The 26,233-nt window shown below is 70.5% G+C and carries 21 protein-coding genes; 11 read left to right on the top strand and 10 right to left on the bottom strand.

Annotated elements, in window-relative coordinates; all coding sequences use genetic code 11:
* Nucleotides 1-286: 286 nt before the first annotated feature.
* The 5 genes from ACFOYY_RS06835 to ACFOYY_RS06855 all read right to left on the bottom strand — a co-directional run bounded on the left by ACFOYY_RS06835 (nt 287) and on the right by ACFOYY_RS06855 (nt 7,086).
* Nucleotides 287-952 carry an NUDIX hydrolase gene (locus ACFOYY_RS06835; RefSeq protein ID WP_352011148.1) on the bottom strand — a complete coding sequence of 222 codons (666 nt, stop codon included), beginning with the start codon at nt 950-952 and terminating at the stop codon, nt 287-289.
* A 19-nt stretch (nt 953-971) separates the two neighbouring features.
* The gene (locus ACFOYY_RS06840; RefSeq protein WP_386188690.1) at nt 972-2,786 is read right to left on the bottom strand and encodes a DUF4434 domain-containing protein; all 1,815 of its coding nucleotides are present in this window, start codon (nt 2,784-2,786) and stop codon (nt 972-974) included.
* A 60-nt stretch (nt 2,787-2,846) separates the two neighbouring features.
* Entirely contained in the window at nt 2,847-3,935 is a 1,089-nt protein-coding gene (locus tag ACFOYY_RS06845) for a glycosyltransferase (protein ID WP_352011150.1), read from the bottom strand.
* Between the two features lie 19 nt (nt 3,936-3,954).
* Nucleotides 3,955-5,217, bottom strand: coding sequence for a nucleotide sugar dehydrogenase (locus ACFOYY_RS06850; protein ID WP_362912268.1), 1,263 nt, complete (start codon nt 5,215-5,217; stop codon nt 3,955-3,957).
* A 198-nt stretch (nt 5,218-5,415) separates the two neighbouring features.
* Nucleotides 5,416-7,086 carry a glycosyltransferase family 4 protein gene (locus ACFOYY_RS06855; RefSeq protein WP_362912266.1) on the bottom strand — a complete coding sequence of 557 codons (1,671 nt, stop codon included), beginning with the start codon at nt 7,084-7,086 and terminating at the stop codon, nt 5,416-5,418.
* 56 nt (nt 7,087-7,142) lie between these two features.
* Between ACFOYY_RS06855 and wecB the strand changes: the two genes are divergently transcribed.
* Both wecB and ACFOYY_RS06865 read left to right on the top strand, forming a co-directional pair.
* Nucleotides 7,143-8,312: a non-hydrolyzing UDP-N-acetylglucosamine 2-epimerase gene (gene wecB / locus ACFOYY_RS06860; RefSeq protein WP_362912264.1), complete on the top strand. Its 1,170-nt coding sequence runs from the start codon at nt 7,143-7,145 to the stop codon at nt 8,310-8,312.
* Between the two features lie 62 nt (nt 8,313-8,374).
* Nucleotides 8,375-10,447 carry a glycosyltransferase family protein gene (locus tag ACFOYY_RS06865; protein WP_386188694.1) on the top strand — a complete coding sequence of 691 codons (2,073 nt, stop codon included), beginning with the start codon at nt 8,375-8,377 and terminating at the stop codon, nt 10,445-10,447.
* Nucleotides 10,448-10,459: 12 nt separating this feature from the next.
* On the opposite strand, the gene ACFOYY_RS06870 is transcribed toward ACFOYY_RS06865, so the two are convergent.
* Entirely contained in the window at nt 10,460-10,858 is a 399-nt protein-coding gene (locus ACFOYY_RS06870; RefSeq protein WP_352011155.1) for a hypothetical protein, read from the bottom strand.
* 288 nt (nt 10,859-11,146) lie between these two features.
* On the opposite strand from ACFOYY_RS06870, the gene ACFOYY_RS06875 reads away from it, so the two are divergent.
* Genes ACFOYY_RS06875 through ACFOYY_RS06885 form a run of 3 tightly spaced genes read left to right on the top strand, consistent with a single transcriptional unit; the run spans nt 11,147 to nt 13,373 of the window.
* The gene (locus tag ACFOYY_RS06875; RefSeq protein ID WP_386188696.1) at nt 11,147-11,722 is read left to right on the top strand and encodes a hypothetical protein; all 576 of its coding nucleotides are present in this window, start codon (nt 11,147-11,149) and stop codon (nt 11,720-11,722) included.
* 33 nt (nt 11,723-11,755) lie between these two features.
* The gene (locus tag ACFOYY_RS06880) at nt 11,756-12,502 is read left to right on the top strand and encodes a MerR family transcriptional regulator (RefSeq protein WP_386188698.1); all 747 of its coding nucleotides are present in this window, start codon (nt 11,756-11,758) and stop codon (nt 12,500-12,502) included.
* A gap of 40 nt (nt 12,503-12,542) precedes the next feature.
* The gene (locus tag ACFOYY_RS06885; RefSeq protein WP_386188700.1) at nt 12,543-13,373 is read left to right on the top strand and encodes a hypothetical protein; all 831 of its coding nucleotides are present in this window, start codon (nt 12,543-12,545) and stop codon (nt 13,371-13,373) included.
* Nucleotides 13,374-13,503: 130 nt separating this feature from the next.
* On the opposite strand, the gene ACFOYY_RS06890 is transcribed toward ACFOYY_RS06885, so the two are convergent.
* Complete coding sequence (locus ACFOYY_RS06890) at nt 13,504-14,964, bottom strand: flotillin family protein (protein ID WP_362912254.1); 1,461 nt, start codon at nt 14,962-14,964, stop codon at nt 13,504-13,506.
* Nucleotides 14,965-15,010: 46 nt separating this feature from the next.
* On the bottom strand, nt 15,011-15,211 hold the full coding sequence (locus ACFOYY_RS06895; RefSeq protein ID WP_352011159.1) for a hypothetical protein: 201 nt from the start codon (nt 15,209-15,211) through the stop codon (nt 15,011-15,013).
* Nucleotides 15,212-15,619: 408 nt separating this feature from the next.
* Here ACFOYY_RS06895 and ACFOYY_RS06900 point away from each other — a divergent pair, with 408 nt between their 5' ends.
* Nucleotides 15,620-18,328, top strand: a complete 2,709-nt coding sequence (locus tag ACFOYY_RS06900; RefSeq protein WP_386188702.1) for a M4 family metallopeptidase — start codon at nt 15,620-15,622, stop codon at nt 18,326-18,328.
* A 184-nt stretch (nt 18,329-18,512) separates the two neighbouring features.
* A complete protein-coding gene (locus tag ACFOYY_RS06905; RefSeq protein WP_386188704.1) occupies nt 18,513-20,387 on the top strand; it encodes an NAD(P)-binding protein in 1,875 nt (624 codons plus the stop codon).
* A gap of 44 nt (nt 20,388-20,431) precedes the next feature.
* On the opposite strand, the gene ACFOYY_RS06910 is transcribed toward ACFOYY_RS06905, so the two are convergent.
* Both ACFOYY_RS06910 and ACFOYY_RS06915 read right to left on the bottom strand, forming a co-directional pair.
* Nucleotides 20,432-21,463, bottom strand: coding sequence for an acyltransferase family protein (locus ACFOYY_RS06910; RefSeq protein WP_352011162.1), 1,032 nt, complete (start codon nt 21,461-21,463; stop codon nt 20,432-20,434).
* Between the two features lie 66 nt (nt 21,464-21,529).
* A complete protein-coding gene (locus ACFOYY_RS06915; RefSeq protein WP_362912248.1) occupies nt 21,530-22,336 on the bottom strand; it encodes an SDR family NAD(P)-dependent oxidoreductase in 807 nt (268 codons plus the stop codon).
* 179 nt (nt 22,337-22,515) lie between these two features.
* On the opposite strand from ACFOYY_RS06915, the gene ACFOYY_RS06920 reads away from it, so the two are divergent.
* The 4 genes from ACFOYY_RS06920 to ACFOYY_RS06935 all read left to right on the top strand — a co-directional run bounded on the left by ACFOYY_RS06920 (nt 22,516) and on the right by ACFOYY_RS06935 (nt 26,197).
* Nucleotides 22,516-24,813, top strand: coding sequence for a sensor histidine kinase (locus ACFOYY_RS06920; protein ID WP_386188707.1), 2,298 nt, complete (start codon nt 22,516-22,518; stop codon nt 24,811-24,813).
* Entirely contained in the window at nt 24,813-25,220 is a 408-nt protein-coding gene (locus tag ACFOYY_RS06925; protein WP_352011165.1) for a roadblock/LC7 domain-containing protein, read from the top strand. Before ACFOYY_RS06920 ends, ACFOYY_RS06925 begins: the two co-directional genes overlap by 1 nt.
* Nucleotides 25,221-25,290: 70 nt before the next feature.
* On the top strand, nt 25,291-25,641 hold the full coding sequence (locus ACFOYY_RS06930; protein ID WP_386188709.1) for a DUF742 domain-containing protein: 351 nt from the start codon (nt 25,291-25,293) through the stop codon (nt 25,639-25,641).
* Entirely contained in the window at nt 25,622-26,197 is a 576-nt protein-coding gene (locus ACFOYY_RS06935) for a GTP-binding protein (RefSeq protein WP_352011167.1), read from the top strand. Before ACFOYY_RS06930 ends, ACFOYY_RS06935 begins: the two co-directional genes overlap by 20 nt.
* Nucleotides 26,198-26,233 lie beyond the last annotated feature (36 nt).

The following is a 26,233-nucleotide window of genomic DNA, read 5'->3' on the forward strand; positions in this document are numbered from 1 at the left end:
CCCCGGCCCGGCCTCCGCCCCCACCACCTGACGGTGAGGAGGCATGGCCGTTCGCCGGGTGAGCCGTCGCCGTCCGGTGCCGGGTTCACGGTCGCCGAGACCACCAGGACAATCGTCGCGGAACAACCCCGACGACATCCTGAAATTTCAAGATTTTGCGTTCTTAACCTCTCAGTGTGGAAATAGCGTAAGCGATAACCATTTTCATGTCTATAACGAGGGAATGGTTTTCATCCCTTGAGATTCGATGCGTCGGAAGCCTTCCCCGTGGGGACTGTCTCCGGACCTACTCCTTCAGGGAGCGCAGCATCGGGGGATGCAGGAAAACCGCAGGTCCCCTGCGGTACAGCTTGGCCGGACGGCCCCCGTCACGGGTGGTCGTACGGCCCGTCGGCACCAGGAAGCCCTCCGCCTTGGTGACCTTCCGGTGAAAGTTACGCGGATCGAGCGCGCGACCCCAGACGATCTCGTAAACCCGGCGAAGATCGGCGACCGTGAACTCGGGCGGGCAGAAGGCGGCGCCCAGCGGGGTGTATTCGAGCTTGCCCCTGGCCCTTTCGATCCCGTCGACCATGATGCGCCGGTGGTCGAAGGCCATCTCCCTGAGCGAGGAGACCGGCTGCCAGCTCATGTGGGCCTCGGTCGAGGCGGGCAGGTCGGGGGCCAGGCCGAGGTAGGCCACGCTCAGGACGCGCTGGCGCGGGTCACGGTCGGGATAGCCGTAGGTCTGCAGCTGCTCCAGGTGGACCGGCGCCCCGGGCAGGCCCGCCCGCTCGGCGAGCACGCGCTCCGCGGCGGCGGGGAGGTCCTCGTCGAGGTGGATGAAGCCGCCGGACAGGGCCCAGCGCCCCTCGTAGGGCTGCTTGTCCCGCCGCCAGACGAGCGCGCTCAGCTCCTGGCACCGCACTGTGAGAACGACAAGGTCCACGCTGACGGGGATGCGCGGAACCATGTCAGGCACGTTACACCGCTCAGGAGCCCACGCGAACGTGTAAGGACTCGGCCGCCGCGCGCCCGTCGGGCGCGGTCACCTTGATCCGCACCCACGTCCCCTGCGGCACGCCGTTCCAGTTGAACGGGAACCACGCCGTCCTGACGCGTTCCGGCAGGTCGGCCGGGAGCGCTTCGAGATCGACCCCGGTGACCTTGGTGACCTCGGGGGTCTCCTGACCGGGCCAGGTGATCGTCACCGTCGAGCCGACCGGGATGTCGTAGCCGCGGATCTCGACGCCGTCCTGGATGTCACGCGGACGGTGGACGGCGTCGACCGGGATCGGCCTGCCCGCGTCCCTGGCGACCTCCTCGGACAGGGACGGCGAACCGCAGGTGAAGAAGTCGCTCCACATGTAGGAGACGATCTTCGAGACGTACCGGCCGACCTGGGTCACCGCGGTGTCGAGCCGTTTCTTGTCGGTGCGCCCCCTGGTGCCCGTCCTGGCGGCGCACGGCTCGTCCGACGACGGCTCGAACGCCTCGACGTTGGCCCAGAGCTGCACGTCGTAGCCCTGTTCGACCATCCTGGTCCTGGCCGCCGCCATCTCCCGGTAGTAGTCGCGGGTCGAGCCGTGGTAGGCGTCGCCGTTGGTCGTCTCCCCCACGACGGACCTCAGCCGCTCGTCCACCCGCTGGCCCCGCTGGTCGGGCCAGAACAGCCCCACCTTGCCCGTGCCCCGGCTGTCCTGCGGCGCGATGATGCCGACGCCGGTCCTGGCCAGCGCCTCGAAGCCCTTGGCCACCTCCTGGGGCGTCGCGCTGAACGGCAGCCGCTTGCGCGCGTCCAGGTAGGGACTGACCAGGATGGGTTTGCCCGGCATCTCCTGTTCGACGATCTGGTGCTGGGAGGCGTAGACCGCCAGCGTCGGATGCTCGGCCTTCATGTCCCGCAGTTGCAGCTCGAACGGCTGGTAGAACCCGCCGAGCGAGGTCCGGTTCGCGAAGCGGTCGCCGTAGTCCTGCAGGATGCGCCGGGTGAGCGTGGTCAGGGTGTCGGTGCCGCGCTCCGAGGCGCGGGTGCTCTGCGCCGGGTCACGCGGGGCCAGCGGCAGCGCCGGGAAGACCTTCACCCCGAACCGGTCGCCGAGGTCGAGCAGCTCGGTGAGGCTGTCCTTCTTCGCGGCGGCCACCAGGATCAGGTGGTAGCCGCGTCCCCTGTTCCTGACGTTGTCGCAGCTGGGGTCGTCGGTGCCGTCGTCGGGCGCGAGCAACCGGTAGAAGACCGTGTCCCCGGCGACGATCCGGCGCTCGTAGGCCGGGCAGCGGAACAGCCCGTCGCCGAACGCCTCGTCGGTCCGGTAGACGAACGTCCAGCTCACCCGGTTGCCCGGGTTGGCCGCCTTGAGGTCCCGCTCGGCCGCCTCGACGCACGGCACACCGTCCTCGACGCAGGAGGCGTAGCGGGGGTCGGCCTTGCTCCCCTCCTTCTCCAGGACACGGCCGTCCTCGGAGGTCCTGCGGGCCTGCAGGCCCCAGCCGATCCGGATCACGGTGTCGCCGCCCACCTCGTGGATGGCCGTGAACTGCCTGCGCCAGGTGCAGTGGTCGGTCGTGGGGATCAGCCAGTAGCCGGTCAGCGCGTACGGCGACCGCACGGCCGTGTCGAACGTCCCGCACGGATCGGTGTACGGCGTGCCCGAGGGGGAGGCCGACGGGTCCGGCGGGCTCTGCGAAGAGGTGGACGGTGTGCTCTGGGCCGTGGAGGCGCTCTCGCCACGGGGCAGGACCATCACGACCGCCACGACGGCGGTTGCGAGGATCGCCAGGCCCAGGAAAGCGGTCAGCCAGCGCACTTTCAGGACACTACCGTTCTCACGATCAGGCGGACATAAACGGCTTCCCCGTGCCGGAGATCAGCTCTTGACCCCCGCCCACGCCTCAAGCTGGGAGACGAAACGACGTGCCGAGTTCGGCCAGTGATGGTTCGCACGGGCCGCCGCGTACCCCCGCGCGCCCTGGCCATGCCGCTCCTTGACGTCGTCCCGCAGGAAGACGACGGCCTGGGCCACGGCCTTGGGGTCCTGCCACGGCACGACGACACCGCTGTTGTAGCGTTCGACCAGCTCGACCGCCCGTGGCGAGGGAGTGGTGATCACCGGGATGCCGTGCGCCATGTACTCCACGATCTTCGTGGGCATGGAGTGCCGGTAGTTGGGCTCGTCACGCAGCAGCGAGAGCCCGGCCAGCGCGCCGTCGAGCCGCTTGAGCGCCTCGTCGTTCGGCATGAAGTCACGCCATTCGAGCAGGCCCTCGGCGACCGCCTCGTTCAGCATCGGGCGCGACTGCGGGTCGGCGTAGCCGATCAGCTCGACCGCGACCCGGTGCGGCCGTAGCAGCCTGGCCACCTCGATGGCCTCGCGCACCCCGCGCGCCTCCGACAACCAGCCGAGGTAGACGATCCGGTCGCCGCCCGGCGCCGTCACCTGGTCGGGGACCCACGTCTCGTTCGGCACCACCAGGTGCGTCCTGTGGAAGCGGCCCGCGTAGGCGCTCTCGGCCAGCAGCAGGTGCAGGTGGCGCTCGGCCGTACCCTCAAGCAGGCGGGCCAGGAAACGCACCGGCGGGCGCAGGAACGCGGGCAGCCAGGGCTTCAGCGACAGGGTCGCGGGGGTGTCCTCGTGGACGTCCCAGACCACCGGGGGCCGGTTGCGCACGCCGACGACCGCGAGCAGCAGCTCGGGGTCGTGCACGATCGCGAGATCCACCTGGCCACGCATGCGCTTGAAGACCTTGCGGGCGGCGCGCACGGCGGTGAGCCGCTTACGCTCGGCTGCCCTGGGGAGATCGACGCCGTTCACCCACGACCGGGCCATGACGCCCCGCGCGGTGTACGGCGCGGCATACGTGACCTCATGACCGGCGTCCACCAGCGCGCGGATCTGCCGGTGCAGAATCCGGGCGTCCTCGGGGTGATGCACCACCGTCATGACGAGCACGTGCACTGCGCGCAGCCCTTCGTTACTAGAGCCGCTCGACGCGTTCACCCTCGGCGAGAACGCCTCGGGTGTCGAGCACGAGCCTGCCGTGGTCCTCGACGATCGATAGGTCGAAGGCGGCGTGCTGCTGGAGCAGCAGCGTCACATCCGCCTCCGTGACGGCCTTCGCCAGGTCCTCCTCGCGGGGAACCTCGACGCCGTCGACCCGCCACTGTTTGACGTAGGGATCGGCGAAGACCAGGTCGGCGCCGAGCTCGACGAGCGCCCGCGCGACCGGGAGGGCCGGGGTCTCGCGCTCGTCGGCGATGTCGGGCTTGTAGGTGACGCCGAGCAGAAGCACCTTGGAGCCGTTGACGGCCTTCCTGTGCCGGTTGAGCAGCCGCTGGACGCGGGCGACCACGTAGGCCGGCATCCGCTCGTTGATCTCCTGGGCCAGCTCGACGAACCGGAAGGGGTATCCCAGCTTGCGCACCGTGTAGGAGAGGTAGGACGGGTCGACCGGGATGCAGTGGCCGCCGACGCCCGGTCCGGGCAGGAACTTCTGGAAGCCGAACGGCTTGGTCGAGGCGGCCTCGATGGCCTCCCACAGGTCCACGCCCAGCTCGTCGCAGAAGATCGCCATCTCGTTGACGAGGGCGATGTTGACGTGCCGGTAGGTGTTCTCCAGCAGCTTGGCCATCTCGGCCTCGCGGGTGCCGCTGACCGGCACGACCTGCTCGACGAAGCGGGAGTAGAACCCGACCGCGCGCTCCCGGCAGGCGAGCGTGTAACCGCCGACCACCTTGGGGGTGTTGCGCATGCCGTACTTGGCGTTGCCCGGGTCGATGCGCTCGGGCGAGAAGGCGAGGTGGAAGTCGGTGCCCGCGGCGAGGCCGGAGGCCTCAAGGATGGGGCGGGCGACCTCGTCGGTGGTGCCGGGCCAGGTGGTCGACTCAAGGACGACCAGGGTGCCCCTGGAGAGGTTACGGGCGACGGTCGCGGTCGCGCCCTCGACGGCCGACAGGTCGGGGCGGTGGTCCTCGTCGAGCGGGGTCGGCACGCAGATGACCACGGTCGCGCTCTCAGCCAGGACCGACTCGTCCAGGGTGGCGGTGAAACCACCGGCCAGCATGTGCTCCAGGTCGGCGTCCGTCAGGTCGTCGATGTAGGAGCGGCCCGCGTTGAGGGCCTCCACCTTCAGGGGGTCGACCTCGAAGCCGACGACGCGCAGTCCGGCCCCCGCGGCCTCCTTCGCCAGGGGCATGCCGACATATCCGAGACCGATGACGGCCAGGTCGTAGGTGCTCACTCGGCCTCCTTCGCCGGCCCCGCCCACGGGGGCGCCAGTGTCGCCGGCGGGCTCGTTGCGCTCGCTCACCGGGTGACCTTGGGATGCCGGAAACAACACTTCATGGTCGCAAAGGCTATCTCAAGTCCGAACGAGCCACGTCTAATGCCATTGAACGCATCACAAACCGGTTGTTTTCTGGGAGTCTTCCGAAGGTCATCAAGCGGTAAGTGATCGGTAAAGGTCACGGTACGTCTCCGCGACGCGGCTCCACGTGCGCTTGGCGGCCACCTCGGCCCGTCCCGCCTGCCCCATCTCGGCCCGCCGTTCGGGGTCGTCGCGCAGCGCGGCGAGCGCGTCGGCGAGGGCCTCGGGGTCGCCCGGGGCGACGAGAAGCCCGGCGCCGTCGGAGCCGACGAGCTCCGAGAGGGCGGGGAGATCGCTCAGCACGACCGGCTTGCCGAGCGCCATCGCCTCGACAGGTTTCAATGGTGTAACAAGTCGGCAGACCCGCAGGTCCTCGCGGGGGCAGACGAAGATGTCGATGGCCGCCTGGGCCTGCAGCGCCTCGTCGGGACCGACCCTGCCGGGCAGGATCGCCACGTCGCCGAGGCCGAGTTCCTCGACCTGTTCGAGCAGCGCGGGCCGTTCGGCGCCGTCGCCGACGAGCAGGACCTTGACGGGGGTCCCCCGGTCGCGCAGCAGCGCCGCGGCGCTCAGCATCGTCGCGAAGCCCTCGTAGGCCACGATGCTGGAGACCGAGCCCATGATGACCTCGCCGGGGGCGATGCCGTACGCGGAACGGAACGCGGCGCCGTCGTACTCGGCGGACAGCAGCGAGTCGTCGACCGCGTTCGGCGCCAGGAAGATCCTCTCCCTCGGCACGCCGCGCTCGACGATCTCGGTGGCCATGGTCTCCGCCAGCGTCACCACGGCGTCGGCCGAGCGCATGATGAACGCCTCGCGGTCGCGCTGGAGCACGTGCCGCTGGCTGCCGATCCGCTTGGGGTCGCGCGAGGCCCAGGTCTCCTCAAGGAAGCCGCGGACCTCGTAGACCATCGGCGTGCCGGTCCGCTCCCGTACGGCCAGCGCGACCGAGCCGTTGCGGTGGTCGGTCGCGGCGTGCAGGATCTGCGGCCTGAGGGTCCTGACCAGCTCGGTCACCTCACCGGCGCCCCTGATCATGCGGCCCTGGCTCTCGAAGGGCACCTCACCGCCGTCGGGGATCAGCCGGTGGTAGGGGATGCCGTCGATCTCCTCGTACGGCGTCGCGTCGGCGTGGCCCTGCATCATCGGCCAGCCCCAGCTCGTCACCACGTGCGGGTCGAGACCCGCGGCCTTCTGCGCGGTGACGATGCGGTGGGTGCGCACGGTGTAGCCGGCCTGGGTGAACGGCAGCGCGTTGGTGACGCAGTGCAGCACCCGCCCCTCGACCCGCTCCCCCACGATGACCTTGTCCTTGGGCGGGATCGGGTTGGGCTGGATGGCGCCCAGCTCACCGGCGTAGTAGGTGGCCCTGCGCTTGATGAAGGGATACCTGGTGTGCCCCTGGAGCACGGCGACGGCCTCGCTCATCCGGCCCGAGTCGAAGTGCTCCTTGGCCTCGGCCCACGGCCCCTTGACCATGCGCATACCGAGCTTGCGGACGACCAGCCTGGCCTGTCGCGCCGCCGGCCACGCGAAGCGGCCCACGACGGGGCGCAGGCTCGGCGGGAGCGTCTCGGCGGCGGCCTGGGCCACACGCACCGGATCGGACTTGACCTTGGCCGCCACGACCCGGGAGACGATCACGGGGTGCTTGGCGAACCCCTTCAGCAGGCCGCTCAGCCCGGCACGGGCCGACTTCGCGGAAACCTTTGAGGAGTCTGGCGTGCTGGCATCGGATACCACGCCGTGACCGTACCATAGGCATCGTTTGCCCCACTCCCGCATGAAAGGCGAGGTCAATGAGGGACTACGCCCCCACGGGGACGACCCCGGACCCCGACAATCCCCTCGTCCTGCACGTGCTCGGCGCGCGGCCCAACTTCGTGAAGGCGGCCCCGGTGGTGCGCGGGCTCGCGGAGCTGGGGGTGCGGCAGGGCATCATCCACACCGGTCAGCACTACGACGCGCTGATGTCGGACGTGTTCTTCGCCGACCTGGGTCTGCCCGAGCCGATCGCCAACCTCGGGGTGGGCTCCGGCTCCCACGCGCGGCAGACCGCGGCCCTGCTGACCGGCCTTGAGGACGTCGTGCTTGAGCACCGTCCCACGCTGGTCGTCGTCTACGGCGACGTGAACTCCACGCTCGCGGCGATCCTCGTGTGCTCCAAGCTGCACGTGCCGACCGCGCACGTCGAGGCGGGCCTGCGCTCCTTCGACCGGGAGATGCCCGAGGAGGTCAACCGGGTCGTCACCGACGCGCTGTCCGACATCCTGTTCGCCACCTCGCCGGACGCGCTGTCCCACCTGTCCAACGAGGGCGTCGACCCGGCGCGGGTCCACCTGGTGGGCAACCCGATGATCGACAGCCTGTTCTCCGCGCTGGACCACCTCGACCCGGCCCCGATCCGCTCCCGCCTCGGCCTGACCGGCCGGTACGGCGTGGCCACCCTGCACCGGCCCGCGAACGTGGACGACCCGGCCTCGGCCAAGGAGCTCGTCGACGCCGTCCTTGAGGTGAGCGCGCGCCTGCCGATCGTGGTGCCGATCCACCCCAGGGGCAGGCAGCGGCTGGCCGACGCGGGGCTGGTGACCGGCGGGAACCTGCTCATCGTCGATCCGCTCGGCTACGTCGACTTCCTGTCGCTGGTCCGCGGCGCCTCGCTGGTCGTCACCGACTCGGGCGGGGTGCAGGAGGAGACGACCATGCTGGGCGTGCCGTGCCTGACGGTCCGGCCGAACACCGAGCGGCCGATCACCATCACCCACGGCACGAACCGCCTGGTCACCCCGGCGCAGCTGGCCGTCGCCGCGGACCGCGCGCTGGCCGAGGGCGCCACGACGCCGTCCGGGGACCTTCCCCCGCTCTGGGACGGCAAGGCCGGTCCCAGGATCGCCCGGGTGATCGCCGCCTGGCTCAAGGGGGGCAACCTCTCCCCCGCAGGCCAGGTCATACCGCCCAATTCCCTGTAAACCGCCCTTTCGGTACGGCGCACGCCGTACGCTGGCACGACCTCGGTGTAAAGGCGATTCCCATGAGTTCCCCTGAGCAGTCTGAGCAGACCCCCGAAGAGCCGAAGTTCCAGCGTCTTGGGCCGATCAACTGGCTTCCCGAGGAGCGCAAGGTCGTCGAGCGCTTCGAGGAGCGCGTCCGCGACCTGGAACGGCGGCTGGCCATCGCCGAGGCGCGCGCCGACTACGCCCAGTGGAAGCTGGAGTCCACGAAGGTGCAGCGGCCGTACCGGGTGGCCGAGGCGCTGACCGGGGCCAAGGGGTCGGGGGTCGTCCGGCTGCCCGGCAAGCTGAAGGCGGCCATGTCCACCCGCAAGGGCCCCAAGGCGCCCAGGCCCGTGTCCGAGGTGGTCGAGGAGCTCGACCAGCAGGGGCCCGTGGTGAACGTGCCCCAGGTGAAGTGGCCCGCCGGGCCGATCAACCGGCCCGACATGAAGGTCGCGGTGATCCTGGACGACTTCTCCAGGATGGCCTTCAAGTACGAGTGGGACCAGATCGAGTTCGGGCTGCGCGACTGGCCGGAGATCTTCGCCGAGCGCAGGCCGGAGATCCTGTTCGCCGAGTCGGCCTGGCACGGCAACCAGGGCCGCTGGCGCTACCAGATGACCGGTTCCAACGCGCCCAAGCCCGAGTTGCGCGCCCTGATCGACTGGTGCAAGGCGGAGGGTGTCCCCACGGTCTTCTGGAACAAGGAGGACCCGCCGAACTTCGAGTTCTTCATCGACACGGCCAAGCTGTTCGACTACGTCTTCACCTGTGACGGGGACATGGTGCCCCGCTACCGGGAGGTCCTCGGGCACGACCGGGTGGACGTGCTGCAGTTCGCCGCCCAGCCCCGGGTGCACAACCCCATCCAGGAGCGCCAGGGCAGGCTGCACGACGTGGTGTTCGCCGGGATGTACTTCCGCGACAAGCACCCCGAGCGGCGTGAGCAGATGGAGACCGTACTCGCCCCCGTCCGCGAACTGGGTCTGCACATCTTCGCCCGCAACGGCACCGTGGACGAGAAGTACGCCTGGCCCGCCGAGTACGTCCCGCACATCGTGGGCGAACTGCCCTACGACCAGATGCTGGCCGCGTACAAGATGTACAAGGTCTTCCTCAACGTCAACTCGGTGCTCGACTCGCCGACCATGTGCGCCCGCCGTGTCTTCGAGCTGTCGGCCTGCGCGACCTCCGTCGTCTCCGGGTGGTCGCGGGCCATCGAGGAGACCTTCGGGTCGCTGATCCCGATCGCGCGTGAGCCCGTCGAGTCCTACAACCAGGTGCTCCACCTGATCAACAGCCCCGAGCTGCGGGCCAGGCAGGGCCACATGGCGATGCGGGAGGTCTTCGACAAGCACCTGTTCACCCACCGGGTCGACCAGATCCTGCGGGTGCTCGGCAAGCCCGTCGAGACGCGGTCGCGGTCGGTCTCGGTCGTGCTGCCGACCAACAGGGCCGCGCAGATCGAACACGCCATCTCCTCGGTCGCCAAGCAGATCCACCGGCCCGTCCAGCTCGTCATGGTGCTGCACGGCCTCGACATCGACCCCGTCGTGGTGGCCGACAAGGCGCGGGTCGCCGGGATCTCCGACGTGGTCGTGCTGCCCGCCGACCCGTCGCTCTCCCTCGGCGCCTGCATGAACCTGGGCATCTCCGCCGCGGAGGGCTCGCTCATCGCCAAGATGGACGACGACAACCTGTACGGCGAGCACTACCTGTCGGACCTCGTGCGGGCCTTCGACTACTCCGACGCCGAACTCGTCGGCAAGGGCGCGCACTACGCCTACTTCGAGGGCAGCAACACCACGATGCTGCGGCTGCCGGGGCTCGAACACCGCTACAGCTGGCTGGTGCAGGGCGGCACCTTCCTCGGCAAGGCCGAGATGTTCAAGCACTACGGGTTCGAGGACGTGACCCGGGGCGAGGACACCCGGCTGGTGCGGCGGCTCAAGGAGGACCGGGTCAAGATCTACTCGGCCGACCGGTTCAACTTCGTGTACTGGCGCAGCGGCGACGCGGCCATGCACACCTGGCAGGCCGACGACATCAAACTGACCCGTAACGCCCAGTTCTCCTTCGTCGGCCACCCCGAGGCCCACGTGATGATCTGAACCGGCCCGGGTTCAGGGTTGGGAGGCCGGACGCCACTCCTCCCTGAACCCGGGGCGCAGGTAGTAGCCGGCCGCGAGATACGACAGGACCTCGGACAGGGTCTCGTCCCTGATCGTGGCGCGGGTGAGCGCCAGCGTGTCCTCGGTGCTCAGGGACTCACCCGAGGCGACCCGCCGCCGGAAGGCGACGACGACCTCACGGGTCGCCCGGTAGCGCTGGATGATGTTGAGCTTCACCTGGGAGCTGCCGGAGATGTGGTCGATGAACTTCTCCCCGCCCCCGGGGCCGAGGGTCTTCTCCCCGAGGGTCCTGAGCAGGTCACCGTCCGCCGCGAGAACCTGGGCGCCGTTCATCTCACTCTCGATGGTGGGATACAGCCAGTCGGCGATGTCGTCGGCGATGTCGGTCACACGTCCTCCTCGACTCGGCTTCCCCGATTCAGGACGGAAGGGAAGCCCCCGGATCAACCGTCCCATGATCACCTCTTCCCTCACCCGTGTCGACCGCCATGCGCTCTCCCAAGAACTCCGGCCGTCTGGCGTGGTGCCTTCCCCCGGGGACGAAGATCGACATAATGATGAACAGCCTGGTCAGAGCGGTCTTCCCCGTTGCTCTCCGGGTGGTTCCCTGCCATCGCCCGTGACCCGTCGCCGGGTGGGAGCACCCACCCGCCCGCCGGAAGGACTTGAGGAGAGCAGATGCGTTCCATCGCGGGATTGGGGGCGGTCGTCGTCCTGGTGACGGGGGCGTCCGTCCCCTTCCAGATCATCCCTACGGTTTCCGCCGAGGCCATGGGCGGCATGACACTCACCCTCACGGCGAACCCCGGCACCTCGCCGACTCCGAGCCCGAGTCCGAGCGCCTCGTGGAACCCCAGCAAACTGCCCGCCGCGTGGAAGAACATCACCTCGCTGCGGATCCTGCCCGCCTGGCCCCGGCAGCGTAACGACGTCCGGTTGATGGTGCACTGCCCGACCGGTGCCAACCACGCGACGGTCGGCTCGACCGCCTTCGCCCTGAGGGCGTCGAGGCACCCGTACCGGGAGATCGGGCTCGGCCTCTCCGACCGGGGGATCGGCCGCGACGCCGTCTCGATCTCCTACTACGCACCTCTCGGACCCCACATGGTCAGGCTGCGGTGCGTGAAGGTCAAGATCGACCATGAAACCCGGATCAGGAGAATCCGGCTGATCAGCCGGGTCGCGGCCCCCGTGTTCGTCCGCCGGTTCAACATCGCGCAGTTCTTCGCCTGTGTCCCCGTCAAGCCGTGTTGACGTTGACGTAACGTCAACGTTTCTAATGAGGGCATGCGGATCGGTGAACTCGCCGCGCTGGCCGGGGTCTCGACCCGGACCGTGCGCCACTACCACCACCTCGGCCTCCTGCCCGAGCCGGTACGGCTGGCCAACGGCTACCGGGAGTACGGCCTGCGCGACGCGGTCGTCCTGGCCCGGGTGCGGCGGCTGACGGAGCTCGGGCTCTCGCTCGACGAGATCCGTGACGTGCTCGGCCCCGGCGACCGGGGCGGGGACCTGCGTGAGGCGCTCATGGAGCTGGACGCCGACCTCGCCAGGCAGCAGGAGGCGATCGGCGCCAGACGTGAACGGCTGGCCGCGCTGCTCGCCGAGGAGGACCTGGGGCCGGACTCCACGGTCTCCCCCGGCCTGGCGGCGGTGCTGCGCGAGCTTCCCGCCGAGGGGTCGCGCATCGCCGAACTCGACCGGGAGCTGCTGACCCTGCTCGACGGCGTCACCGATCCCGAGGCCAGGGACAGGATGCTCGGCGTGATCCGGCCGTTGACCGAGCCGGAGGCGCTGGCCCGGGGGCGGCTTCTCTACCGGCGGCTGGACGAGCTGGCCGCCGCCGACCCCGGCGACCCCCGGGTGGCCGTGCTCGCCGCCGACCTGGCCGCGCACCTGCCCGGGGAGCTGGCGGGGGCCTTCGCCGGGCCGTACGCGGTCGAGGAGATGGCCGGGGCGTTGGACACGGAGATGTCGCCCGCGCAGATCGAGGTGTTCCGGCTGGTGCTGACCACGCTGAGAGGTGAGAGATGACGTTCGGATGCGCCCGTGTCGTGGTGCGGGGTGAGGGCTGATGTTCAGGGTCGCGCGGGCCGCGCTGCTTGCCGTACTTCCCGCCGAGTTGCTGCTCGTGGTTCTGACCGCGGCGGGAGTGCGGCCACCGGGGCCGGTGCTCGTGGTCGTCGAGGTGGCCGTCGTTGCGGTGCTGCTGCTGGAGGCGGTGACCCTGCTGCGGCTGTTCCGCGCGGCGCGCCGGGGCGGGGCCGGTCGGCGCGCGGCGCTGGGTACGGCCGTGCGGGAGCTGGTGCCGGTCCCGGTGCGCAGGCTCATCGGGTTCGAGGCGCGCAACGTGGCCGCTCTCCTGCTGTGGGTGACGCGCCGCCGTCACGGGGTGCCGCCGGGGGCGACCGCGGTGCCGTACGTCCGGGAGCAGTCCTCGATGTTGCTGGTGCTGCTGTTCGCGGCGGTCGTCGAGACGGTGGCGGTCGAGCTGCTGCTGGGGGCGCTCGGCGTGCCGTCCGGGGTGCGGACGGTGGTGCTGGTGCTCGACGCGTACGCGGTCGTGCTGGTGCTGGCGCTGTGGGCCGCCTGCGCGACCCGGCCGCACGTGGTGACCGAGGGGGAGCTGCGGGTGCGCTACGGCGTCCACTTCGACCTGCGCGTCCCCCGCGAGCTGATCTCCTCGGTACGGCTGGCGCGCGCCTACGACGAGCGGGGCACCGTCACCGTGGCCGACGGACGGCTGGGGGTCGCGGTCTCCTCCCAGACGAACGTGGTCGTCGAACTGTCCGAACCGGTCACCGTGGTCCGGCCTCTCGGCCGCAGGGAGCGGGCCAGGGTGATCCGGCTGTTCGCCGACTCCCCCGCCCTCGTCCTCGACGCCCTGCGAACCCCGGTGCCCTGAGAGGCCTGGTGCCCGGGAGTCCAGGGGCCCGAAGCCTGGGGGCCTTGGGGGCCGGGGCCTTGGGGGCCGGGGCCTTGGGGGCCGCCCGCGTGCCGTACGGCTTGGCGGGCGGCCCCTCCGAAGACGCGGGTCAGGAGGTGGGCTCGACGGCCTTGCCGTTGGCCTCGGGGATGGGGACGGGAGCGGCAGCGGGGGCGCTGTTCATGTTGAGGAGGGAGCGGGCCAGGCCGAGGCCGGTCCCACCGAGGGTGAGGGCCTTGGCGAGCATCTCCTCGATGCCCTGGGCGCCGTTCAGCACGACCATGTGGTCCACGTTGCCGAAGGCCTTCGCGCCCGCCTCGACGATCTGCGGCCAGTTCTCGGCGAGCTGCTGGGCGATGACCGCCTCCTGGTTCTCGGCGAGCGCCTGGGAGCGGGCACGGATGGCCTCGGCCTCGGCCAGACCCTTGGCCTTGGCGGCTTCGGCCTCGGCGAGGCCCTTGGCCTTGGCGGCGTCGGCGGAGGCCAGACCGGTCGCCTTGGTCGCCTCGGCGGAGGCCAGACCGCGCAGCCGTACGGACTCGGCCTCGGCGGCGGCGGCCTGCTTGACCTGGGAGGCCTGCGCGGCGGCGCGCAGCTCGGTCTCGCGGGCCTCGGCCTCGGCGCGGGCGATGCGGGCGTCCCTCTCGGCCTGGGAGAGCGTGACGGTCTCGTACGCCTTGGCGTCGGCGGGCTTGCGGACCTGGGACTGCAGACGCTGCTCGGAGAGCTGCGCCTCAAGCTCGGCGGCGCGGGTCTCCTGGACCACGACCTCCTGGCGGGCGGAGGCCTCCGACAGCGGGCCCGCCTGACGGGACTTGGCCTGGGCCTCGTCGATCTCGGCCTGGTAGGCGGCCTGCTTGATCTGGGCGTCGCGCCAGGCGGCGGCCTTGTTCGCGGCGGCGATCTGCTCGGCCTCGGTGGCCTCCTGGTCGCGCTGGGCCTCGGCGATACGGGCGGTGGCGGCGATCTTGGCGGCGTGCGGCTTGCCGAGGTTGGTGATGTAACCGGTCTCGTCGTCGATCTCTTGGATCTGCAGGGAGTCGACGATCAGACCGAGCTTGATCATCTCATCGGCGGCGGAGGCGCGTGTCTCGCCGGTCAGCCGCTCACGGTTGAGGATGAGGTCCTCGACGGTCAGGTTGCCGATGATCGAGCGCAGGTGACCGGTGAACAGCTCGTGGATGGCCCCGTTCATCGAGTCCTGCTGGTCGAGGAAGCGGCGCGCGGCGTTGGCGATGGAGTGCAGGTCGTCGCCGACCTTGTAGATCACCACGCCCTTGACGACCACCGGGATGCCCTGCAGCGTGACGCAGGAGACCTGGAGGTTGGCCGCGCGGCTGTCGAGGCGCAGGCGGCGCGCGGTCTGGAAGCCGGGGAGTACGGCGGTGCCCTTACCGGTGACGATCTTGAAGCCGAGGCTGTCGCCCTCGTTCTTTCCCCGGGCGCCGAGGCCGGAGATGATCAGTGCTTCGTTGGGCTCGGCCACCCGCCAGACGGCCTTGAACAGCAGGATGATGACAAAGAGGGCGACAAGGACGCCGCCACCGATGATGAGGGACTCGGTTGGCAATGTGGCCTCCACGAGGGGGGAGAGAGCAAAAGAAAAGGGAGAGAGGTCAGACGAGCGCGCGAGCGACATAGACCGTGCGAGGCGGGTAGTACTCCACGACGACGACGATCGATCCGGGAGAGATCTCCTCGTCGGGGACGGCGGGATGGGCGTAGAAGGCCTCGACGCCGCCGCGGACGGCGATCAGCACCTCGCCGACCAGACCGGGACCGATCTTGCCGGTCACCCTGCCCTGCTTACCGACCACGCGCGGCTCCCCGTCCCGTCGCGGAGCAGATCCGTCATCCACCGAGCGAATCCGCGTCTGCGGACGCTACTCCGACATGTCCTGTTTCACCACCCTTCGTAGCACGCCCGGCGCCCCGCGGGGTCGATGACCGCTCCGCAGCCCGTCTCCCCCTCCAACGACCGGCGCCCCGAAAACGTTCACCATCGGTTGCGACAAGCCCAAACAATCTCGACGCATCCCCATATATACGACTGAGCAGGGCGTACCTCGTTTGGCAGAAGTCCGGTCCATAACACCGCGACATGGAAAAGCATTGGCTACTCGCCCCACACAATCCGGTGTCACGTTGAGTTGCGTTTCGAGTTGAGCCTGGCCGGCCCGGCTCCTGGTCCCCCTCCCCAGGGACGTCTTGAGGAGTCACACGCAGTGAAACCGAACGGCAGAACACGCGTCGCGGCGTTGCTCGCGGCGACACTGGGCGCGAGCGCGTTGTACGGCGCCGCGCCCGCGACCGCCTCGCCTTCCCCCACCCCTCCTGTCAGCCCCTCCGGCCCCCAGGCCGCCGGAGCCCAGGGTTCCGCCTACGCTCCCCCGGACGCCCGCGCCCGCTCCCGCGCCCTCGGCACCGCGGACAGGGCCCTCACCGCGCGCTCCCGCGAGCTGCGCACCGGTGACGGCGACACCTTCGGGAGCCCGACGGTCGTCTTCGGCTCACGCGGCCTGCAGTACCTGACCTATCCGCGCCTGCACCGGGGCCTGCCCGTCTACGGCGGTGACGTGATCGTCGCGACCGACCGCGAGGGTGGCAGGGTCACCGCGGTCACCACCGGCCAGCGGGCCAAACTCGACGACGTCGCGACCAAGCCCGTCGTCACCGCCGAGCGGGCACGCGCCATCGCGCGGGACCTGCTCGGCACCGTGACCAAGCAGAGCGACCCGCGCCTCGTGGTGCACGCCGCGGGCACCAAGCCCCGGCTGACCTGGGAGAGCGTCGTCACCGGGAGCTCGAAGGACGGCCCCTCCGTCCTGCACGTCTACGTCGACGCCGCCGACGGCTCGATCGCCGACCGCTGGGACGACGTACGGCGCGGCGTCGGCCACCCGTTCCACAACGGCGACCCCGTCTACATCGACACCTCGGGCTCGGCCGGCTCCTACAGCATGACCGACCCCACCCGGGCCAACCTGAGCTGCGCGTCCACCAACGGCACCGTCTACACCGGCGCCGACGACGAGTGGGGCGACGGCTCGGCCTCCGGCCTGGAGACCACCTGCGTCGACGGCATGTTCGCCGCGCAGCGCACCTGGGACATGGTGCGGGACTGGCTCGGCCGGGACGGCATCACCGGCACCGGCCGGACGTTCCCGATCAGGGTCGGCTTCAACTTCCCCAACGCCGTCTGGGCCGGTGACGGCGTGTGGCTCGGCCACAACGAGAGCGGCAGCAAGCAGATGTCCTCCATGGACGTGGTCGGCCACGAGTACGGCCACGCCATCTTCGAGAACACCAGCGGCGGCAACGGCAGCGGCAGCGAGACCAACGCCCTCAACGAGTCGACCGGCGACATCATCGGCACCCTCACCGAGCACTACGCCAACCAGCCGCCGGGGGTGGACGCGCCCGACTACCTGATCGGGGAGAAGGTGGACTTCAGCGGCCCCGGCCCGCTGCGCAACATGTACGACCCGGCCGTCTTCGGCGACCCCGGCTGTTACTCCGAGGAGGTGCTCACCCAGGAGCCGCACAAGGTGGCCGGTATCCAGAACCACTGGTTCTACCTGCTGGCCGAGGGCGACCGCGTCCAGGGCAGGCCGGAGCAGAGCCCGGTCTGCGCGGGCGACGGCGTGACCGGGATCGGCCTGCGCGACGCGGGTGAGATCTACATGGGCGCGCTGAACCTCAAGACCGTGCCCTGGACCCACGCCAAGGTCCGCGCGGCGACCGTGCAGTCGGCGCTGGCCCTGTTCGGCTGCCTCCACCTCCAGCGGGTCAAGGACGCCTGGGACGCGGTCGGGGTCGCGGCCTCCCCCGACGAGCCCGGCTGCCCGGCCGATTCGCGGACCTTCACGGTGCGGACCGGCGAGCCCGACGGCATGATCGACCAGGGCACCTCGACGACCGTCGCGGTGCGGACCAGGAAGCTGAGCGGCCCGAGCCAGGACCTCGACCTGACCGCCGAGGGCGTCCCCGCCGGCACGGACGTCACCTTCACCACCCCCCGCATGCCGAGCGGCGCCTCGACCTTGATGAGGGTGACCACCTCGGCATCGACCCCGGTCGGCACGCACACCATCGTCGTCCGCGCCACCTCGGCGGCCACCCCCACACTCTCCGAGACGACGTCCTACCGGCTGACCGTCTCCCCGGCCTCCCCGGCGAACGACTTCTCCGTCTCGCTCGACCGCCACACGGTCACCGTCAAACCGGGCCAGACGGCCACGCTGACGCTCGGTACCACGACCACGGCCGGTGACCCGCAGCAGGTCGCGCTCACCGCCTTCGGCCTGCCCGACTCCTTCTCCTTCACCTTCAACCCGTCCACGATCACCACCGGGCAGACCGCCCGGGTGACCGTCCATCCGTCCGAGGCGACGCCGCCCGGCGTCTACTTCGCCACCGTCCGGGCCACGGGGGCCTCCCGCCGTACGACCACGCTGCGGCTGGAGGTGAGCGGCGGTGACTTCGCCGTGCGTCTCACCCCGGCCGCGGCGACCGTCGAACCCGGACAGGCTGCCGTCTCCACGCTGGAGACCACGCCCGTCTGGCTGGCCCCACAGGTGCTGCAGATCTCCGCCAGCGGCATCCCGGCGGGGGTGACCGTCTCGGCGAGCCCGTCCGCCGTCGAGCTCGGCAGCCCGAGCACGATCACGTTCGCCACCTCGGCGACGACCGTGCCGGGGACCTATCCGATCACGGTCAGCGCGACCGGCGTGGAGACGCGTTCGACGACCTTCACCCTGACCGTCACGCCGCCCCCGCTGCCCGCGTGGAAGCCGTACACCCAGTACAAGGCCGGTGACCGCGTCACCCACAACGGGGTCGTCTACCGGTGCGTGCTCGGGCACGTCTCCCTGCCCGGTTGGCAGCCGCCCAGGACTCCCGCCCTGTGGGCACGGGTCAAAAGCACGAAATAAATGACATTTCCGGCGGGTGGGTCGTAGAGCCCGCCCGCCGGAAATCACGAAAAGCCTTTCAACACCCCGGGTAAAAAGTCCTCGTCGCCGCCCTTGGACGACCAAGTCGGGCGGCCCGATTCATGATGATCCCTCCATGACGGATCCCGGGGAGATCACTCCACACAGGGCCGGGGAACTGGGGATGAACCGCCCCATTTCCCGCCGCGACTTCTTCGACGGCGTCGCGACGGCCGCCGGGGTCGCGGCGCTGGAGACCTTCACCGACCGGCCGGCGTCGGCCGAGCCGATGGGGACGGCACCGCGGGGAGGCCATCCGGCCGCTCTGACGGGACTGCGGGGCGACACCCCGGAGGACGTCGGGGTGCCGCACGCCCTGCGCGACGGCCGGTTCTGGGCCCACGCGGGCCCCGCCGAACCGACCGGCGAACGCTACGACCTGGTGGTGGTCGGCGCCGGGATCAGCGGGATCAGCGCGGCCCACCGCTGGCTCGAACACGACCCGGACGCGCGGATCCTGATCCTGGACAACCACGACGACGTCGGCGGGCACGCCCGCCGCAACGAGTTCCACCCCACGGGCCGCCGGGGGCCGCTGGTCGGCTACGGCGGCTCCCAGGCGATCGAGGCGCCCTCCGCCTGGACCCCCGAGGGCAGACTGCTGCTCGACCGGCTCGGGGTACGGCCCGCACGGCTCGCCGCCGTGCCGTACCCGGGCCTCGGGACGCGGGAGGGGGTCTTCTGCGACCGGGAGTCCTTCGGCGTCGACCGGCTCGTGCCGACCGGCACGGACACCCGCCGGTGGATCGCCGAGCTGCCCCTCGCCGAACGGGCCAGAAGGGACCTGCTCACGCTCCACCTGGACCCGCCCGACTGGCTGCCCGGCCTGACGGAGCGGGCCAAGCACCGGTTCCTGGCGAGCCTGACCTACTCCGGCTTCCTCGGGGAGGTCTGCGGGGTCCACCCGGACGTGCTGCGTTTCGTGCGGACGATGCCGAGCGACGAGTGGGGGTACGGCTCCGACGCCTTCGGCGCCGTCGACGCCTGGGGGTGCGGTTACCCCGGTTTCCAGGGGCTCGGGCTCGACCGGTCGAAGCCCTCGGTCTACAACTCGCCGAGCGTGATCAGGCAGTGGGAGGCGCCCAGGAAGGTGCTGCTCTTCCCCGAGGGCAACCAGGCCCTGGTCAGGATGATGGTCGGCAGGATGGTCCCCGGGTTCGCCACCTCCGTCGACCCCGAGGGCGTCACGACCGCGCGGTTCGACTACGACCGGCTCGACCGGCCGGGCAACCGGGTCCGGGTCCGCCTGTCCAGCCCGGTGGTCTCGGTGGCCAACGACGGCGACCCGGAGACCGCGACCACGGCGACGGTCGGCTACTTCGACGGCGACCGGGTCAGGACCGTACGGGCCGCAGGGGTGATCATGGCCTGCTGGAACATGATGATCCCCCACCTCGTCACCGGGCTGCCTCCCGAGCAGGAACGGGCGCTGCGCGCGGCCGTCAAGGTGCCGATGCTCTACGCCACGGTCCAGCTGCGCGACTGGCGGGCCTGGCGGGCGATCGGCGTCGGCCGGGTCCGTTTCACCGGGGCCTACTGGTCCGTCGCGGAGCTGGCCCCCCGGGTCGCCGTCGGCGGCTACCGGCCCCCCGAGGACCCCGGAGAGCCGGTCTTGGCCCACCTGGTACGGGCTCCCGCGGTGCCTGGCATGTCACCGGCGGACGGCTCGGCCGCGGGGCGGCGCGAACTGCTCGGCACGCCGTACTCCTATCTGGAGTTCAGCATCCGTGAGCAGCTGGTCAGGCTGCTCGGGCCCGGCGGGTTCGACCCGGTCCGCGACATCCAGGCGATCACCGTCAACCGGTGGGGACACGGCTACGCGCCGGAGTACGCGACCCCGTGGAACCTGGACTTCTACCCCGACGGGCCCTTCCCCGCCGAGACCGCCCGCCGCAGGTGGGGCCGGATCGCGATCGCCAACTCCGACTCGGTGCCCGCCGCCTACGCCGACGCGGCGATCACCGCCGCCTACCGGGCCGTCCTCGACCTGCGGACCTGAAGGCTTGCAGGCTCGCGGGGCTGAAGGCTCGCGGGGCTGGGTGTTCAGGGGGACGGGCGGCGCAGCCGGGTGAAGGCCCAGCTCATCCTGGGTTCGACCGCCCAACGGGTCAGGGCCCTGACCGGGGGCGTGCACAGCAGGGCCGCCAGCACGACGCCGAGGAGCGCCACGGCCACGACGCCGGGCACCGTCCGCGCCCAGTCGCCGTAGAAGCGCTCGGCGACCTTCACCACCAGGCCGTGCAGCAGGTAGGCGTACATGGTCGCCGCGCCGAGACCCGAGTACCACGTCCGGCGCGAGGGGGTGATCGCGAGGAAGGCCGCGACCAGCAGCGCCCCGGCCGCCAGCATGCCGAGCCGGATCAGGCTGCCGGTGAGGTCGTCCACCCCGATCGCGTCGTTGGCGTGCCGCCAGCGGATCCACTCGGTCTTCACCGAGGTGTGCACGGCCAGCGCGAGAGCCGCCCCGGCCACCAGTGTGAGCGCCCCGGCGATCCTGACCTTCGGCCGTCTGAGCATCTCGAAGTGCTCCGGGCGCAGCATGAGGCCGAGCACGTAGAAGGGCAGCAGTCCCAGCGTGCGGTTCATCGAAAGCTCGTCGGGCAGCCTGCTCGTCCCGGACAGCAGCGACAGGCCGACCGCGACCACCAGCGGCCACCTGAGCTGCTGCCAGACGGGGGTGGACAGCCGCCACAGGAACAGCGACATCAGGAACCAGGTCAGGTAGTACGGGTCGAGCAGGCTGATGTCCAGCTTGCCGTACAGGATCAGGCGGGGCAGTGAGTAGAGCAGCTCGAAGATCACGTACGGCACGGCGAGCGTGCTGATCAGCTTGCGCGCCTTGCCGGAGGAGAAGGTGAAGTTCCGCGACAGGTAGCCGCTGAGCACGATGAACAGCGGCATGTGGAACACGTAGACGAAGAAGTAGGCCGCGTGCGCCACCGCCACGTCCCGCAGGTCCTCCACCAGGTGCCCGGAGACGACCAGGGTGATCGCCAGGAACTTGGCGTTGTCGAAGAAGGGGTCCCTGCCCGCCGTGGGGACGGCGGCGACCTGGCGGGGGCTCGTGACGCTCACAGGCCACGCACCGTAGCCGCCCGTGTCCCAACGGCGGGCGAACCCGGGATGACATCCCGGGGACGGTCAGGAGACGGCCCTTTCGCTGGCCTCCCAGAGGTCGCGGGCCAGGCCGGGGTCGGTCATGCCCCTGGGAGCCCTGGCGGGGGCGCCGTTGGCGAAGTAACGCCCCGGGTGCGCGGTCCCGTCGGGGTGGGTGGCGAGGTGGACCAGGGTGCTCGCACCCTGCTCGACCGTACGGCCCACGCCCGGGATGTGGTGGGTCATCCACATCAGGAACGTTCCCGAGGCGAACCCGGTCTTGATCACGCCGGGGTGGAAACAGGTCGCGCTCACCCCGGTGCCGGACAGGCGGCGGGCCAGTTCGACAGTGAACAGCGCGTTGGCCTGCTTGGAGTCGCCGTACTGCAGCCAGCCGCTCCAGCGGCGCCGCTCACGGCTCAGGTCGGCCGGGTCGAGGTTGCCCGACCTGGCCGCCATGGACGAGGTGGTGATCACCCGCTCCCCGACCCGGTCGAGCAGCAGGGTCGTCAGCAGGAACGGCGCGAGGTGGTTGACCTGGATCATCGTCTCGTGGCCGTCCCCGGTGCGGGTCCGCTCGGTGGACATCACGCCCGCGTTGTTGACCAGGACGTCGATCCGCTCGTAGCGGGACCGAAGCTCACCGGCCAGCCGCCTGACGTCGTCGAGGGAGGTGTAGTCACAGGTCAGCGTGTCCGGGACGGACCCCGAGGCCTCCTTGACCCTGGCGGCGACCCCGGCCAGCCTTTCCTGGTTCCGGCCGACCAGAACGACCTGACGCCCGCGCCTGGCGAGTTCGACGGCAGCGGCCTCACCGATTCCGGCACTCGCCCCGGTAATCACATTAATCATCAGATCCTCCACTGCGCGGAAACCCTATCGGTGCTAGTCTCCTGTGCGATCTTCCGGAGGCATATCCATCCCCAAGGCGACGCGGGCCTCCACACACTCAGAAGTTGGGACGAGTGGGCATGGGCTCTGGAAACCGGTCAATTCGGTTCAAGATCTTCTTGCTGCTGCTCCTGCCCCTGTTGTCACTGAGTGCTCTGTGGGGTTTCGCCCTTAATCTGACGGTTGGCGACGGCGCCGCGCTGTTACGGTCGAACAACCTCTACCAAACGGTCGGCCTCACCTCCACCGAGCTTGGGCTCCAGCTTCAGGCGGAACGGACGCAGTCCTCGGTCGCGATCAGCTCCCGCGTCCTCACCAGCGGGATCGCCGACCAGCGCGCCCGCACCGACCGGGCGGCCGAGAAGTTCCGCGCCGCCGCCGCGTCCACCGGTTCCGGCAGCCCGGAACTCCGCACCGCGCTGAACGGGGTGCTCAGCCAGATCGGCAGGCTGGCGACCATCCGCGCCGGCATCGACAGCGGCCGTGACGCGCGCCTGGACGTCCTGACGAACTACAACCGGGTCCTCGACTCGGTCTTCCTCCTGTACGACCAGCTCGTCGCGGTCCCCGACCTGGGCATCTACCGGCAGGCCGCGGCCATGCAGTCCATGGGCAACGCCCGCGAGATGATCGCCAGGGAGAACGCGCTGATCAGCGGCGCGCTGATCGACTACCGCCTCACCCCGAGAGAGCGCGAGGCCTTCGGCGAGTACGTCGCCACCCGGCGCTACCTGCACGCGCGGGGCCTGTCCGCGCTGGACGCCGAGCTGGGCAGGCCGTACCGGGAGACCTTCGACTCGACGGCCTTCGAGCGGTTCACCGCCCTGGAGAGGGCCATCGCGGGGACCCAGGGGGACCGGCTGCCCATCGAGGCGCAGCGTTGGAAGCAGACCACCAACAGCGTGGCCAACTGGCTCGACCAGCTCGGCGTCTCCTCCTCCAACACCCTGTCCCAGCGGTCCAGGTCCATCGCCACCGGGATCATCGTCAGGATCGTGGTCGCCGGCGGCCTGGGACTCGTCGCGGTGATCGCCTCGATCATCCTGTCCGTCCGCTTCGGCCGCAGGCTCGCCGGCGAGCTCGCCACCCTCCGTTCGACCGCCCTCGACCTGGCCGACGTACGGCTCCCGAGCGTCGTCGAACGGCTGCGGCGCGGCGAGGAGGTGGACGTCCCCGCCGAGATCCCACCGATCAAGGTGGGCGACTCCACCGAGGTCGGCGACGTCGCCAACGCCTTCGACTCGGTACGGCGCACCGCCGTCGAGGCCGCCGTCGGCCAGGCCAACCTGCGCCGCGGCGTCGGCCAGGTCTTCCTGAACCTCGCCCGGCGCAAGCAGAACCTGCTGCAGCGCCAGCTCACCCTGCTCGACGGCATGCAGCGCAGGGCGACCGACCCCGACAGCCTTGAGGACCTCTTCCGGCTCGACCACCTGACCACCCGCATGCGGCGGCACGCGGAAGGCCTGATCATCCTGTCCGGGGCGGCCCCGGGACGCGCCTGGCGCAACCCCGTGGCGGCCGTGGACATCGTCAGGGCGGCCATCGCCGAGGTCGAGGACTACACCAGGGTCAACGTCGCGCCGATGCCCGCCGCCGCGCTCGACGGCGCCGCGGTCGCCGACATCACCCACCTGATCGCCGAGCTGATCGAGAACGCCACGATCTACTCCCCCGAGCAGACCATGGTGACCGTGCGCGGAGACCTGGTCGCCAACGGCTTCGTCATCGAGGTCGAGGACCGCGGCCTGGGCCTGAGCGCCGAGGAGTACGCGGTCCTCAACGAACGGCTGGCCACCCCGCCGGAGTTCGACCTGGCCGACAGCGAGCGCCTCGGCCTGTTCGTGGTCGGACGGCTCGCCGCCAGGCACGACATCCGCGTCATCCTGCGCGGCTCCCCCTTCGGCGGGACCACCGCCATCGTGCTCATCCCGCGCACCGTGCTGGCCGAACTGCCCGCGCAGCTCGCCCTCACCGCGGAGCGGGTGGAGGAACGGCCCGCCGAACCTCCCGCGCGTCCCTCCGGCGGCCTGTTCGAGTCGTCCATGCCGGGCGCCCTGCCCCGCAGGAGCAGGACGACGGGTGCCCCGCCCGTTCCCGAACCCTCCCTGTCCGTGGTCGCGGACGGCCCCGTGATCCCAGGCGGCCCCGTCGCGGGCGGCCCGGCCCCGGGAGGCCCCAACGGCGCGGGCGGCGGGGCACCCGCGCAGGGGACGCCACGGCCACGGGCCCTGCCCCGCCGGGTACGGCAGGCCAACCTGGCCCCGCAGCTCCGCCAGGAGCCTCCAGAGGGCCCCGAGCCCGGCCCCGCCGAGGCGCCGGAGCGCTCACCGGACGAGGCGCGGGCGTTGTTCTCCGCCTTCCAGGCGGGCGCGCGACGCGGCCGGGAGGAAGAGAAACCCGATCTCGCACACCACAGGACAGGCGACAAGGAGGACTAATGACTGGAAAAGCGTCCAGTACTGGCGAGCTCAACTGGCTCCTCGACGACCTGACCAACCGGGTGGGCGCGGTACGTCAGGCGGTGATCCTGTCGACCGACGGGCTCGCCGTCGGCTTCTCCAAGGGGCTCAACCGGGAGGAGGCCGAACACCTGTCCGCCATCGCCTCCGGGTTCCAGAGCCTGGCGCGCGGAGCGGGCCGTCACTTCAACGGTGGTGAGGTGCGCCAGACCATCGTGGAGATGGAGTCGGCGTTCCTGTTCGTCACGGCCGCCGGGCAGGGCACCTGCCTGGCCGTGCTGAGCGCCGCGGACGCCGACGTCGGCCACATCGCCTACGAGATGGCGATGCTGGTCAAGCGGGTCGGCCAGCACATCTCCGCCCGGCCGAGACAGGGCCTCACATGACCGGGCTTCCGTCGTCCTGGTTCTCGTCCCCCGGGTTCTCCCACCCCGGGGCCGAGGGCGGAGCGGACGGATGACCCGGTGGATGGACGAGGAGGCGGGACCGGTCGTCCGGCCGTTCGCGCTGATCGGAGGCCGTACCAGATCGTCCGGTGACACGCTGGACCTGGTCGCGATGATCAAGGCGACCGGTTCGGCCCCGTCCGGCGGGTTCGTCCCGGGACCCGAGCACGAACGCATTCTCTCCCTGGTCACCGTCGAGGCCACCTCGGTCGCCGACATCGCCTCCGACCTGGACCTGCCACTCGGCGTCGTCCGGGTGCTCCTCGGTGACCTCAAGGACCACAGGCTCATTTCGATCGGGCGCGCGTCGGCGAGCGAGCGCATTCTCAAGGAAGTGATCAATGGACTTCGGGCCCTCTGACGAACCTGTAGCGCTCAAGATCCTCATCGCGGGCGGATTCGGTGTCGGCAAGACCACGCTCGTCGGCTCGATCAGTGAGATCCGCCCACTGCGCACGGAGGAGGTGCTCTCCGACCGCGGTATCGGCATCGACGACGTCGAAGGCGTGGAGAACAAGACCACGACCACCGTGGCCATGGACTTCGGACGCATCACGATCCGGGAGGGGCTGGTCGTCTACCTGTTCGGCACCCCGGGTCAGGAACGGTTCTGGTTCATGTGGGACGAGCTGTCCTACGGCGCGCTCGGCGCCGTCGTGCTCGCCGACACCCGCAGGCTGACCGACTGCTTCCCGTCGATCGACTACTTCGAGCAGCGTGGCACGCCGTTCATCGTGGCGGTCAACTGCTTCGACGGGGCCGAGCAGTACGAGGCGGAGGAGGTGCGCGTCGCCCTCGACCTGGACCCGGACGTCCCGGTCCTGCTCTGCGACGTACGGCGCCGCAGCTCGGCCAAGACTGTCCTGGTGACCCTCGTGGAGCACTCCCTGCGGGTTCTCACCGCCAGCCAGCCCTGACGTCCGCTTTGGTGAAGGCCGTCGGGTCTGGTGGGT

This window comes from Streptosporangium jomthongense (genome assembly GCF_042650425.1).
Classification (GTDB): Bacteria; Actinomycetota; Actinomycetes; order Streptosporangiales; family Streptosporangiaceae; genus Streptosporangium.

Coding starts and splice junctions, on each gene's coding strand:
- wecB (WP_362912264.1), top strand. CDS start 7,143: ATGAGGGACTACGCCCCCACGGGGACGACCCCGGACCCCGACAATCCC.
- ACFOYY_RS06915 (WP_362912248.1), bottom strand. CDS start 22,336: ATGATTAATGTGATTACCGGGGCGAGTGCCGGAATCGGTGAGGCCGCT.
- ACFOYY_RS06880 (WP_386188698.1), top strand. CDS start 11,756: ATGCGGATCGGTGAACTCGCCGCGCTGGCCGGGGTCTCGACCCGGACC.
- ACFOYY_RS06905 (WP_386188704.1), top strand. CDS start 18,513: ATGAACCGCCCCATTTCCCGCCGCGACTTCTTCGACGGCGTCGCGACG.
- ACFOYY_RS06930 (WP_386188709.1), top strand. CDS start 25,291: ATGACCCGGTGGATGGACGAGGAGGCGGGACCGGTCGTCCGGCCGTTC.
- ACFOYY_RS06875 (WP_386188696.1), top strand. CDS start 11,147: ATGCGTTCCATCGCGGGATTGGGGGCGGTCGTCGTCCTGGTGACGGGG.
- ACFOYY_RS06925 (WP_352011165.1), top strand. CDS start 24,813: ATGACTGGAAAAGCGTCCAGTACTGGCGAGCTCAACTGGCTCCTCGAC.
- ACFOYY_RS06865 (WP_386188694.1), top strand. CDS start 8,375: ATGAGTTCCCCTGAGCAGTCTGAGCAGACCCCCGAAGAGCCGAAGTTC.
- ACFOYY_RS06935 (WP_352011167.1), top strand. CDS start 25,622: ATGGACTTCGGGCCCTCTGACGAACCTGTAGCGCTCAAGATCCTCATC.
- ACFOYY_RS06835 (WP_352011148.1), bottom strand. CDS start 952: ATGGTTCCGCGCATCCCCGTCAGCGTGGACCTTGTCGTTCTCACAGTG.
- ACFOYY_RS06885 (WP_386188700.1), top strand. CDS start 12,543: ATGTTCAGGGTCGCGCGGGCCGCGCTGCTTGCCGTACTTCCCGCCGAG.